The organism is Shigella sp. FC1544 (assembly GCF_001722145.1).
GTDB lineage: Bacteria > Pseudomonadota > Gammaproteobacteria > Enterobacterales > Enterobacteriaceae > Escherichia > Escherichia coli.
Genome location: NZ_MECT01000266.1, coordinates 17,173 through 29,392, shown reverse-complemented (window position 1 = coordinate 29,392; position 12,220 = coordinate 17,173). Strand labels below are relative to the sequence as shown.

Annotated in this window: 7 protein-coding genes and 3 pseudogenes; 3 read left to right on the top strand and 7 right to left on the bottom strand. The window is 51.7% G+C overall.

Annotated elements, in window-relative coordinates:
* Positions 1-98 precede the first annotated feature (98 nt).
* The 6 genes and pseudogenes from BGK49_RS13915 to iaaA form a co-directional block, all read right to left on the bottom strand.
* A pseudogene (locus BGK49_RS13915) lies at positions 99-1,853 on the bottom strand (CHASE9 sensor domain-containing protein); the annotation flags it as partial.
* 177 nt (positions 1,854-2,030) lie between these two features.
* Complete coding sequence (gene gsiD, locus BGK49_RS13910; RefSeq protein WP_001236056.1) at positions 2,031-2,942, bottom strand: glutathione ABC transporter permease GsiD; 912 nt, start codon at positions 2,940-2,942, stop codon at positions 2,031-2,033.
* Positions 2,943-2,944: 2 nt separating this feature from the next.
* Positions 2,945-3,864: pseudogene (gsiC, locus tag BGK49_RS13905) on the bottom strand (glutathione ABC transporter permease GsiC).
* 17 nt (positions 3,865-3,881) lie between these two features.
* Positions 3,882-5,420, bottom strand: a complete 1,539-nt coding sequence (gsiB, locus tag BGK49_RS13900; protein WP_000090124.1) for a glutathione ABC transporter substrate-binding protein GsiB — start codon at positions 5,418-5,420, stop codon at positions 3,882-3,884.
* A gap of 19 nt (positions 5,421-5,439) precedes the next feature.
* Entirely contained in the window at positions 5,440-7,311 is a 1,872-nt protein-coding gene (gsiA, locus tag BGK49_RS13895) for a glutathione ABC transporter ATP-binding protein GsiA (protein ID WP_001120565.1), read from the bottom strand.
* Positions 7,298-8,263 (bottom strand): annotated as a pseudogene (iaaA, locus tag BGK49_RS30465) (beta-aspartyl-peptidase). Before iaaA ends, gsiA begins: the two are co-directional and overlap by 14 nt.
* Positions 8,264-8,466: 203 nt before the next feature.
* On the opposite strand from iaaA, the gene moeA reads away from it, so the two are divergent.
* Together moeA and moeB are read left to right on the top strand one after the other, a co-directional pair.
* Positions 8,467-9,702, top strand: coding sequence for a molybdopterin molybdotransferase MoeA (moeA, locus tag BGK49_RS13880; protein WP_000397367.1), 1,236 nt, complete (start codon positions 8,467-8,469; stop codon positions 9,700-9,702).
* Entirely contained in the window at positions 9,702-10,451 is a 750-nt protein-coding gene (gene moeB, locus BGK49_RS13875) for a molybdopterin-synthase adenylyltransferase MoeB (RefSeq protein ID WP_000829216.1), read from the top strand. Before moeA ends, moeB begins: the two co-directional genes overlap by 1 nt.
* A 75-nt stretch (positions 10,452-10,526) precedes the next feature.
* On the opposite strand, the gene fsa is transcribed toward moeB, so the two are convergent.
* Positions 10,527-11,189 (bottom strand): fructose-6-phosphate aldolase, encoded by a 663-nt coding sequence (gene fsa / locus BGK49_RS13870; RefSeq protein WP_004981835.1) that lies wholly within the window; start codon positions 11,187-11,189, stop codon positions 10,527-10,529.
* 130 nt (positions 11,190-11,319) lie between these two features.
* Here fsa and BGK49_RS13865 point away from each other — a divergent pair, with 130 nt between their 5' ends.
* Complete coding sequence (locus BGK49_RS13865; protein ID WP_005040550.1) at positions 11,320-12,219, top strand: glycyl-radical enzyme activating protein; 900 nt, start codon at positions 11,320-11,322, stop codon at positions 12,217-12,219.
* Position 12,220: the final 1 nt, after the last annotated feature.

Genomic DNA, 12,220 nt, shown 5'->3' with positions numbered 1-12,220 from the left:
CTCTGCGCTAAAATTTCTTTTTTTCATTGGAGCACCTGTGTTGTTCTGAGGTGAGCATATCACCTCTGTTCAGGTGGCCAAATTCAGTGTGCCACTTCAATATCTTCAGCAATGGTAATGAACTTCAGCGGTGAAATGATCCCCCTCTCCGCAGAAACCCAACGGCACAACGCCTCCGCGCCCAGAATGGCGCGGGTGTTAATATCAACGATCGGTTGATAGACGAGGAATAGTTCGCCAATTTCCATTGCATGGCGAATATTACGCGCAATCCAGATATTCTCTTCTATTTCGTTGAGTTTCGCGTCATCACAGAAAATAAACTCGGAGAACATATGGTCACGGATACTGGAAATCGCCAGTTTCAGTTTTTCTGCGTAACTCCAGGCGTTTTCCCCCTGCAAAGGTTCACAAATGGCAGACTTATGGATGCGCAGATTGCGGTAGCCAAAGCTGCTGTCAAAATCGTTTACCATCGCTATTTTACGGGTAAATGTCTGTACATTTTCCCGACACAGAAGTAAATAGAGATCGGCATTGAATGTCACGATATCGCAGCATTGCGCATATTTCTCGGCAATTCGCTGACACAATTTCCTGACGATTTTATTGCGTTCATCAACACCAAACACCGCTTCCACGGCTTCCAGACCACACAGTTTGATGATCCCCACAGCCAGATACTGATTATTGTTGGACTCAATAATCGCCATATTTTTAATAAAACCGCTTTCCTGATCGTAAGAGATCAGTGAGAGCAATTTATTTGTCCGTTCAATTTCGGCATCTTTCATTTCCGCGATCGAATTTTTGATGCTGATAATCTCTTTCGCATCGCCTTCGCGAATTTTCAGAGCCTCGATCTGATCCGTTGAGTCGGGCAAAAACGCCAGCGTATTAACCAGCTCGGTCATTTCAGAAAATTGCCGACGGAACACACGTGTGGTCATGAAATATACCACCAGCAACACGATAATAATGAACGCAAACGGTAGATAAAAAAGTTTATCTGATGCGTTCAATAAATTACCGCCAGGATAATAAAAATAGATTTCGAACAATGCATTATTTGGCACTGCTGATGTCTTTGCAATATACTCCGTATCGACAGAATCAATAATATTATAATTACCTTCGCTATTATAAATAATCAGTTTTTCACGAGCGAGTTGATTCTTGGCAATGATCTCATGACCTTGTTTCAAAAATAGAACTTCATCATTAGCGCTGATTTGATCAAGATACTCGTTCAAATACCGCCAGTTTAAATCGACATGAATTTTATCTACCGCTAACAAATCGTGATCTTTGCCGTTGATACGTAGCGTAAAAGAGATACATTTTTTACCCGGACGATCAAAGCAATTGTATGCCGGATTCCAGCTGTTGTTAGAGTCATCTGAAGCCACCGACCACGGTCGTTTCGATGGGTTAAAATCGGCAAAAATAACCCGCCCTGACTCGTCGACAAGCGGTCCATTTACTTGTTCCTGATGATAAACAACGATTTTATCATTCACCCTCCGTGAAAAGAGATAATATTTATTATCATCAAGTACCAGTCCCACCGAGTCTAAAAATGGCATCATTTCCATTTTCAGAATCACGGCGCGTTGAATCTCCTCTGTATTTTTTAATAAATACAGTGAGTCCTTTAATGTCAGGGCCGAACGTTCAATATCTTTAAAGAAATAGCCAACGTTTTTCTGAATAAGTTCAAAGCGGCTATCGGCACGTTTTACCGCGCGTTCCGATACCAGTTGATAGTTAATGATGAAAAAAAGACCAATAAATGACAGTGCTGCCAATAAAAATAAAATTATCAGCCTTATCTTTTCGTATAAACTCAGCATGTTAATACATTTAACAAAATAACTATCTGAACGCTGTGCCGCTGCAAAAATAGTCCCTTGCTGCGGCTTTTTAACCAAATTACCCGATTCTACAAAATCAGCAGAAAGTTACAACACTTGCTTAGGGCAATAATTTCCTGTGAGGTGATTACCCTTTCAAGCAATATTCAAACGTAACTATCCTTTAATTTTCGGATCCAGCGCATCGCGTAAACCATCGCCCAACAAATTGAACGCCAGTACGGTCAGAAAAATAGCCAGGGCCGGAAAAACAGCGACATGCGGCGCGATAACCATATCCGCTCGTGCCTCATTGAGCATTGCTCCCCACTCTGGTGTCGGCGGCTGCGCACCGAGGCCGAGAAATGACAGGCTGGCGGCAGAGATAATCGAGGTGCCAATGCGCATGGTGAAAAACACCACGATAGACGAGACGGTCCCAGGCAAGATATGACGCAATAAAATGGTCATATCGCTGGCACCAATACTGCGTGCTGACTCAATAAAGGTTTGCTGTTTCAACACCAGCGTGTTGCCGCGCACCAGTCGGGCAAACACGGGGATGGAAAAAATGGCGACTGCGATAATCACGTTAGCAATGCCGCTTCCCAACACCGCAACAACAGCGATCGCCAGTAAAATACCCGGGAAGGCAAACAGCACATCGCAAATGCGCATGATCAGCCGATCCCACCAGCCTTCATAATATCCAGCCAACAAGCCCAGCAACGTCCCGATCGCCGCACCGATAAACACGGCAAACACGCCCGCCGCCAGCGAGATTTGCGCACCAACCAGGACACGGCTGAAAATGTCGCGCCCCAGTGAATCGACGCCAAACCAGTGCTGCAAAGAAGGTCCGTTATTCAGATTGTCATAATCAAAATAATTTTCGGCGTCATAGGGAGCGATCCAGCGTCCAAAAATGGCCACCACAATCAATAAAATAACGAATAATGCGGCGGTCATCGCCATATGCTGACGGCGAAATCGTCGCCAGAATTCATGCCACGGTGTACGCACCTGGTCAGGTTTGACCAGTGGCATGGCGTTTAACACCGCCTGACGTCGCCAGTTAAATAGTCGCATCCTTACTTGTACCTGATAGCCGGGTTAATGGCGGCGTAAAGCACATCCACCACTAAGTTGATAAGAATAAATTCCAGCGAGAAAAGCAGAATTTCCGCCTGAATCACCGGGTAATCGCGCATTTCTACGGAGTCAACGAGTAAGCGTCCAAGTCCGGGCCAGTTGAAAACTTTCTCCACCACGATAGAACCACCGAGCAAAAAGCCAAACTGTAAGCCCATCATGGTCACTACCGGGATCATCGCGTTACGTAGCCCGTGTTTGAGGACAACCCAGGTTTCGCTCACCCCTTTCGCCCTCGCGGTACGCATATAATCTTCGCTTAAAACATCGACAAACGACGCGCGGGTAAAGCGCGCCATCACGGCTGCCACTGCCGCGCCGAGCGTCAGGGAGGATAAAATGTAGTGCTGCCAACTGTCTGCTCCCACGGTAGGCAGCCAGCCCAGTTCAACGGAGAATACCTGAATTAAAAGCATCCCCAGCGCAAATGCCGGAAACGAGATCCCCGACACCGCAATGGTCATACTCAATCGATCCGGCCAACGATTACGCCAGACGCGGCGATAATTCCCGCCGCCATACCAAATATCACCGCCCAGACCATACTGGTTATGGTCAGCCACAGCGTTGGCATAAAGCGGCTGGCAATCTCATCGGCAACCGGACGACGCGACACCATCGACAGGCCAAAATCCCCCTGCACAGCATTGCTGATATAGTGCCAGAACTGGTGATACAGCGGCTGATCCAACCCCAGCTGCTGACGCACCAGTTCTATAACCTGCGCATCAGCTTCGGGCCCGGCAATCAATCGCGCCGGATCGCCGGGCAGCATATGCACAAATAAAAACACCAGCACCGAGACGATAAACAGCGTCGGAATCAACCCCAGTAAGCGTTTGATAACGTAATTAAGCATTCCACTCCCTGCGTTGCTTATTGCAAATCCGCGTCTTCAAAGCTGAAGCCGGTGTCTGGCATGATCCAAAAACCGGTCAGGTTTTTACTGTGTGCCGACACCAGTTTTTCTACCACCAGCGGGATCCACGGCGACTCTTGCCAGATGATATCCTGCGCCGCCTTATACAAGCGGGTCTTTTCCGCCGGATCATTAGTTTTCAGTGCCTGAGCCAGGAAGTCGTCCACCTGTTTATTGCTGTAAAATGCGGTATTAAACAGCGTCGGTGGCCAGTTTTGCGAGGCGAACAGTGGCGATAGCGCCCAGTCCGCTTCGCCGGTTGAAGCCGACCAGCCAGTGTAGAACATCCGCACGCCGCTCTCTTTTTGCCCTTTACCTTCAACTTCTGCCGCCCGCTGTCCGGCATCCATCGCGGTCACCTGGGCTTTAATCCCGACCTGCGCTAACTGCTGCTGGGTAAATTGCAGCACTTTCTGCGCGGTGCTGTGGTTATGTGACGACCACAGCGTGGTACTGAAACCGTTGGGATATCCCGCCTCTTTCAGTAATTCGCGCGCTTTCACTGGATCGTAAGGCCACGGTTTATAACTTTGCGCGTAGGCGATACTTGGCGGTACCACACCAGTAGCTGGCGTTGCATAGCCCGCAAAGGCAACTTTCACCAGCGCCGGACGGTTAATGGCGTAATTCAGCGCCTCACGGACCTTCGGGTTATCGAACGGCTTTTGCGTCACGTTCATACTGATATAACGCTGCATAATTGACGGACTGGCCATCAACTCGATATTTTTGTTTTTCTCCAGCAGTGCGGCCTGCTCGTAGGGAATGGGGAAAGCAAACTGCGCTTCACCGGTTTGCAGCATTGCAGCGCGGGTGTTGTTATCCGCCACCGGACGCCAGGTTATGCTGTCCAGTTTGGGCAATCCTGGCTGCCAGTAACCCGCGAATTTTTTCACCTTCACAAAATCGGTCTGATTCCAGGTATCCAGTTCATACGGTCCGGTTCCCACCGGATGAAAACCAATCTCCTTGCCATATTTTTCCAGCGCTGCCGGTGAAATCATCGCGGTCGCCGGATGGGCAAGAATATTAATAAACGCTGAGAACGGCTGTTTGAGGGTAATCTTTACCGTTGTCGGATCGATCGCCTCCGTTTTGGCAATATTCTTATACAGGTTATAGCGTTTAAGATGATTCGCCGGATCGCTGGCCCGGTCCAGATTCGCTTTCACCGCCGCGGCGTTGAAATCGGTGCCATCCTGGAATTTAATTCCTTCCCGCAATTTCACGGTGTAAGTAATGCCGTCATCGGAAACGGTATAACTCTCCGCCAGCACGTTTTTCAGTTTCATCTCTTTATCCAGACCGAACAGCCCCTGGTAAAACGATTTCGCTACGGCCTGAGATAACGTGTCATTCGCGTCATACGGATCGAGCGTGGTGAAATTCGCTCCTACCGCCACCACCACATCTTTGGCAGCGAATGCACAAGATGCCATCAACGCTGTCGCAATGCCCAGCGCCACTAACCCACTACGGTGTACAGCTCTTGCCATTTTATTCTCCGCCTGAATGTTATCTACGCATGAATGCGTATTCTGATTGTGGTTGTGCGACGTAATGCCCCGGCCCGACGCATTGCAACGAGACGGCTGCCACCTCTTCGCCACGCAGATGAATATTGCTGGGAAGATCGTCCGACAGCAGTACACGCTGCGGTCGTTGTCGGGACGGTTCAGCGACCGGAACTGCCGCCAGTAATTTACGCGTATAAGGATGCTGCGGGTTTTCGAAGACCGCGCGCCGTGGACCAATTTCAACAATTTGCCCGAGATACATCACCGCCACACGATGACTAATCCGCTCTACCACGGCCATATCGTGGGAGATAAACAGATACGCAATGCCGAAATCACGCTGGAGATCGAGCAACAAGTTGATAATCTGCCCGCGAATAGAAACATCCAGCGCCGAAACGGCTTCGTCGGCAATGATCACTTTTGGATTCAATGCCAACGCGCGAGCAATGCAGATGCGCTGGCGCTGACCGCCGGAAAACTCATGCGGGTAACGCCAGGCATGTTCAGGTAACAGGCCCACGCGCTCCAGCAACCACGCAACGCGTGCAGCCGCGTCTTTACCTGGCAATAAACCGTGTGCACGCAGCGGTTCGATAATCGAATCACCGATGGTCTGACGTGGGTCCAGCGAAGCGTAAGGGTCCTGAAAAATAAACTGAATATCCCGGCGCAATGCCTGAAGTTTGCCAGGTGACAAGGTATCGATTCGCTGACCGTTAAAGATAATTTCGCCGCCCTGCGATTCGACCAGGCGCAGCAACGCCCGCCCGGTAGTGGATTTACCGCTGCCAGACTCGCCCACCAGCGATAGCGTTTCGCCAGGCCAGAGATCAAAACTGACTTTCTCAACGGCATGCACTTCCCGCGTTACGCGATTCAACAAACCGCTGCGCAAAGGGAAACGGGTGACAAGATTACGCACTCGTAAAACAGGTTCGCCATCCACCACCGTTTTCTGCTCGATGGGGGGTTCCTGTTTCGCTGGATGTTCAAGCGATATCAATGGGAAACGTCGGGGATAATCTAACCCTTTCATCGCACCAAGTTGCGGAACAGCAGCTAACAGCGCACGGGTGTAAGGATGTTGCGGTGCATGAAAAATCTGTTCGACGGTACCCGTTTCCACCGCCTCGCCCTGATACATCACCAGTACCCGATCGGCTATCTCTGCCACCACGCCCATATCGTGCGTGATAAAGATAACGCCCATCGACATCTCTTTTTGCAATACTTTGATTAATTGCAGGATCTGCGCCTGAATAGTGACATCCAGCGCGGTGGTTGGCTCATCGGCAATCAGCACCGCCGGGCGGCATGACAGCGCCATCGCAATCATCACTCGCTGGCGCATCCCGCCAGAGAGTTGATGCGGATAACGTGAAAGAATGGTTTGTGCCTCAGGAATGCGTACCTGATCCAGCATCCGCTTCGCCTCGACCATCGCTTCTTCACGACTGGCGTTCTGATGCAGACGAATTGATTCGGCAATCTGTTCACCCACAGTAAATACCGGGTTCAGCGATGTCATTGGCTCCTGAAATATCATCGCCATATCCGCACCGCGAACATGGCGCATTTGTGCAGCGCTCTGCTCGCTAAGTTCAATCACTTCGCGACTGCGCCGCTGCAACAGCATTTTATCGCACTGTACTAAACCGCCCGCCTGTTCCAACAGGCGCATCAATGCCAACGCAGTCACTGACTTACCGGAGCCGGATTCGCCAACAATTGCCAGCGTCTCACCGCGTTGCAGACTAAAAGAGAGATTGCGGACCGCAGCTATTTTCTGCTGGTCCTGCATAAAGGCAATATTCAGATTTTCAACCGCCAGCACATTACCGGCATCAAGTTCATCACTGTGTGGCAACGGTGTCCCCTTTTTCACGGTAGATACCGGTGGTTGGCGTATCGCCTGCGTAGCCCCAGGCGCGATACATTCCTTCGGTGTTAAACGGTAGCGCGACATTCCCTTCATGGCCGATAGCGATTAAGCCACCGCTACCGACAAGCGCAGGGAGTTTTTCCATTACTACCCGCTCGCAGGCTTCCGCGAGACTTAATCCGCCGTAATCCATTAACGCGGCGATGTCATATGCCGCCAGCGCGCGGATGAAGACTTCGCCCGTGCCGGTACAAGAAACCGCCACACTGGCGTTATTGGCGTAGCATCCGGCACCCACTAAGGGACTATCGCCAACTCGTCCGGGTAATTTATTGGTCATTCCGCCTGTGGACGTGGCTGCCGCCAAATTGCCGTCTAAATCCAACTCCACGGCCCCCACGGTGCCCATTTTCTGTTTTTCATCCAGTGGCGCACCGCTATGGTCGAGGACGGTTGCCCCTTCCTTGCGCGCTGCCAGTAGTTGTTCATAACGCAAAGGCGTGGAGAAAATCTCCGGCGAGACGCGCTCCATGCCACGAGCAAACGCAAAATTTTCTGCCCCTTAGCCAATCATCATCACATGCGGGCTTTGCTCCATCACCACCCGGGCGGCAAGAACCGGATTACGCAGATGACTAACGCCCGCCACCGCACCGGCTTTCAGGGTGTTACCATCCATCACACAGGCGTCCAGTTCATGGGTTTCATCACGCGTAAAGACAGCGCCAATTCCGGCGTTAAACAGTGGACACTCTTCCAGCAGACGCACCGCTTCCGTCACCACATCCAGCGCACTTTCGCCCGCTTCCAGCATTTTCTGCCCGGTTTCAACAATGGCAGACAACGCCTCAATGTAGCGTAATTCCTGTTGCAGACTCATCTGCGCGCGGCTAATTGCACCTGCGCCACCATGAATTGCAATGACTGCTTTGCCCATAGTATTCGTCCATTAAGGGTGGCTCGCCACTTTTGCTATAAATATCAGAATTTTTATGAATTACTCATTCAATTTTTGAATATAGAAAGATGGATATGGCATGTAAAGGCAGGAGCCAACGCTACGCCCGAGGTGGCATACAGTCTGTGGCGTTTTTCTGACATAATAGGCAAATTCGATTTTGCCTCCGCAGGAGTGTTTTCATGGAATTTACCACCGGATTGATGTCGCTCGACACCGCGCTTAATGAGATGCTTTCTCGCGTCACCCCACTGACCGCCCAGGAAACGCTGCCACTGGTACAGTGTTTTGGTCGTATTCTGGCGAGCGATGTCGTTTCGCCGCTTGATGTTCCGGGGTTTGATAACTCCGCAATGGACGGCTACGCGGTGCGTTTAGCCGATATTGCCTCCGGGCAACCGCTGCCCGTTGCCGGTAAATCCTTTGCCGGTCAGCCGTATCATGGTGAATGGCCTGCGGGCACCTGCATTCGTATTATGACCGGTGCGCCGGTGCCGGAAGGCTGCGAAGCGGTGGTGATGCAGGAGCAGACTGAACAAACGGACAATGGCGTGCGTTTTACTGCTGAAGTGCGTAGCGGGCAAAATATTCGCCGTCGCGGTGAAGATATCTCTACAGGTGCGGTTGTTTTCCCGGCGGGAACTCGCCTGACTACCGCAGAGCTGCCAGTAATTGCTTCACTGGGGATTGCCGAAGTTCCGGTGATTCGTAAAGTGCGTGTAGCGCTTTTTTCTACCGGTGATGAACTCCAGTTGCCCGGTCAGCCGCTGGGCGACGGCCAAATCTACGACACCAACCGTCTCGCCGTACACCTGATGTTAGAACAGCTGGGTTGCGAGGTAATCAACTTAGGGATTATCCGCGACGATCCCCATGCCCTGCGCGCCGCATTTATTGAAGCCGACAGCCAGGCGGATGTAGTGATCAGTTCCGGCGGTGTTTCAGTGGGTGAAGCGGATTACACCAAAACGATTCTTGAAGAGCTGGGGGAGATCGCCTTCTGGAAGCTGGCGATTAAACCAGGTAAACCGTTCGCGTTCGGTAAACTCAGCAATAGCTGGTTCTGCGGCCTGCCGGGCAACCCGGTTTCAGCGACGCTGACCTTCTATCAACTGGTACAGCCTTTGCTGGCAAAACTAAGCGGCAACACCGCCAGCGGCCTGCCCGCGCGCCAGCGCGTACGCACAGCGTCCCGCCTGAAAAAAACGCCAGGACGTCTTGATTTCCAGCGCGGCGTGCTGCAACGCAACGCCGACGGTGAACTTGAAGTGACGACCACCGGACATCAGGGTTCACATATATTTAGCTCCTTTAGTCTCGGCAACTGCTTTATCGTGCTGGAACGCGATCGCGGCAATGTGGACGTGGGCGAATGGGTGGAAGTAGAACCGTTTAACGCGTTGTTCGGAGGCCTGTAATGGCGGAACTCAGCGATCAGGAGATGCTGCGCTACAACCGGCAAATCATTCTGCGCGGTTTTGATTTTGACGGTCAGGAGGCGCTAAAAGATTCTCGTGTGCTGATCGTCGGCCTCGGTGGACTCGGCTGCGCAGCTTCGCAGTATCTGGCAAGCGCCGGTGTCGGCAACCTGACGCTGCTCGACTTCGACACGGTTTCGCTCTCGAATCTGCAACGCCAGACACTGCACAGTGATGCCACGGTCGGGCAACCGAAGGTGGAATCCGCCCGTGACGCCCTGACGCGGATCAACCCACATATCGCGATTACGCCAGTCAATGCACTGCTAGATGACGCAGAACTTGCAGCATTGATTGCTGAACACGATCTGGTGCTCGACTGTACGGATAACGTTGCGGTACGTAATCAACTGAACGCAGGCTGTTTTGCCGCGAAGGTGCCGCTGGTTTCCGGCGCGGCAATTCGTATGGAAGGGCAAATCACGGTCTTCACTTATCAGGACGGCGAACCGTGCTATCGCTGCCTTAGCCGTTTGTTTGGCGAGAACGCGTTAACCTGCGTAGAAGCAGGCGTGATGGCACCGTTGATCGGCGTAATTGGTTCGTTGCAGGCAATGGAAGCGATCAAACTGCTGGCAGGTTATGGCAAACCGGCCAGCGGGAAAATCGTCATGTATGATGCGATGACCTGTCAGTTTCGCGAAATGAAACTGATGCGTAATCCGGGGTGTGAGGTGTGCGGGCAGTAATTGCCACCTCCAGGCCAGATAAGACGCGGCACTCCGCCACGTCATCAGCAATTTATGAGGATGCAGAACGTCCGGTTAAATCGACGTTCTGCCAAACGCTCCCAGCCAGTCCTGTTCAAACTTCGCCACAGCGGCATCAACCGCCGGATAGCTAATCATCTGTTGTGCCACATCCAGTGGCAGCGTAATTGATTCACATCCTGCCAGTAAGCAGTCCAGCGCCTGACGCGGGTTTTTGAAACTCGCTGCCAGCACTTTCGCCTGCGGCGCATGCATTTTCAATAACTGGTGTAAGTCGGTCACAGTCTGAATGCCGCTACCGCCCTGAGCATCAATACGATTAACGTAAGGCGCAACATATTCCGCACCTGCCAGCGCCGACAGCAGCCCTTGTGCTGCGCCATATACCGCGGTTCCCAGCGTTGGAATCCCTTCCGCTTTTAACATCTTAATAGCTGCCAGCCCCTCGGCGGTCACCGGAACTTTCACCACGATATCCGCAATAATAGAACGCAATTTACGTGCGTCATTCACCATCCCTTCAGCAGTGGTAGCCATTACCTGGGCAAACAGACGCCCCTGACCGCCCATCGCTTCATGAAGTTGCGGAAGCACAACATCCAGCGGTTTTTTACCCGCGGCGATAATGCTTGGGTTAGTGGTCACACCCGCCAGCGGAAAAATACGTGACAGCGCCTTCACCGCAACAACGTCTGAAGTATCCAGATACAGTTCCATAACCATCCTCAAAATGTACTTTTTGTCTGAATGTAGACTATCACGGGAAAACTCTCTGAACAGTTGACGCACATCAATCCAACTTTCATTCAAAAGTATTTTAATGTTTGAACGAAATAGAGAGGCAACTATGATTTTCAATATTCAGCGCTACTCGACCCATGATGGCCCCGGTATCCGCACGGTCGTATTTCTTAAAGGCTGTTCGCTGGGCTGCCGCTGGTGTCAGAACCCGGAAAGCCGCGCCCGCACGCAGGATCTGCTGTATGACGCACGACTGTGTCTGGAAGGCTGCGAGCTGTGCGCTAAGGCAGCGCCGGAAGTGATTGAGCGCGCATTGAATGGTTTGCTTATTCATCGGCAAAAGTTAAACCCGGAGCATCTGACGGCGCTAACCGACTGCTGCCCGACACAGGCGTTAACCGTGTGTGGGGAAGTGAAAAGCGTTGAGGAGATCATGGCGACCGTTCTGCGCGATAAACCGTTTTACGATCGCAGCGGCGGCGGCTTAACGCTTTCGGGTGGTGAACCCTTTATGCAGCCGGAAATAGCGACGGCGCTACTGCAAGCCTGCCACGAGGCAGGCATTCATACTGCGGTAGAAACCTGTCTGCATGTGCCGTGGAAATATATCGCCCCTTCTCTGCCCTATATCGATCTGTTTCTTGCCGATTTAAAACACATTGCCGACGCGCCGTTTAAACAGTGGACCGACGGTAACGCCGCCAAGGTGCTGGATAACCTGAAAAAACTCGCCGCAGCGGGCAAAAAAATCATTATCCGCGTGCCGCTGATTCAGGGCTTTAATGCCGACGAAACCTCTGTAAAAGCCATTACCGATTTTGCCGCCGACGAGCTGCACGTTGGCGAAATTCATTTTCTGCCCTACCACACGCTGGGCATCAACAAATATCACTTACTTAATCTGCCCTATGACGCCCCGGAAAAACCGCTTGATGCGCCAGACCTGCTCGACTTTGCCCAGCAGTATGCCTGCCAGAAAGGGTTAACCGCGACCTTACGAGGATAAC

Coding starts and splice junctions, on each gene's coding strand:
- gsiD (WP_001236056.1), bottom strand. CDS start 2,942: ATGCGACTATTTAACTGGCGACGTCAGGCGGTGTTAAACGCCATGCCA.
- gsiB (WP_000090124.1), bottom strand. CDS start 5,420: ATGGCAAGAGCTGTACACCGTAGTGGGTTAGTGGCGCTGGGCATTGCG.
- moeA (WP_000397367.1), top strand. CDS start 8,467: ATGGAATTTACCACCGGATTGATGTCGCTCGACACCGCGCTTAATGAG.
- moeB (WP_000829216.1), top strand. CDS start 9,702: ATGGCGGAACTCAGCGATCAGGAGATGCTGCGCTACAACCGGCAAATC.
- fsa (WP_004981835.1), bottom strand. CDS start 11,189: ATGGAACTGTATCTGGATACTTCAGACGTTGTTGCGGTGAAGGCGCTG.
- BGK49_RS13865 (WP_005040550.1), top strand. CDS start 11,320: ATGATTTTCAATATTCAGCGCTACTCGACCCATGATGGCCCCGGTATC.